The sequence below is a fragment of the Legionella stuttgartensis genome (assembly GCF_977063405.2).
This window is the reverse complement of the sequence record NZ_CDRUHA020000040.1, coordinates 1-473: the sequence shown is the minus strand read 5'-3', so window position 1 is coordinate 473 and position 473 is coordinate 1. Positions and strand designations below refer to the sequence as shown.

Below are 473 nucleotides of genomic sequence, written 5' to 3'. Positions count from 1 at the left end.
ATTCTTCACCGCGACTTTGTGAATCGACCATTGTACACGGGAAATAAGATGCTTGATAATCTAATTCCCATCGGAAAAGGACAAAGGGAGTTACTGATTGGGGATAATGGGCTTGGTAAAAGTGCTTTAGCCCTTGACATTGTGATGAATCAAAAAGATAAAAATGTGTATTGTGTCTATGTGTTGATTGGCCAAAAACGTTCTACAGTAAGCTCTACCATTCAATTATTAAAAGAAGCCAATGCCTTGGACTATACGACTGTTGTGGTGGCCCAAGCGACGGCCTTACCAGGATTACTTTATCTAGCTCCTTTTGCAGGGTGCGCCATTGCCGAGCACTGGATGAAAAAGGGCTTAGATACCCTGGTGGTCTATGATGATTTGAGTGCTCATGCCAATAGTTATCGTGAACTGTCCCTTTTACTGCGTAGACCTCCTGGACGTGAAGCGTTTCCTGCGGATATTTTTTATCT

The 473-nt window shown here is 42.9% G+C and carries 1 pseudogene; it reads left to right on the top strand.

Annotated elements, in window-relative coordinates:
• Positions 1-473: pseudogene (locus ACWTEW_RS10950) on the top strand (F0F1 ATP synthase subunit alpha); the annotation flags it as partial.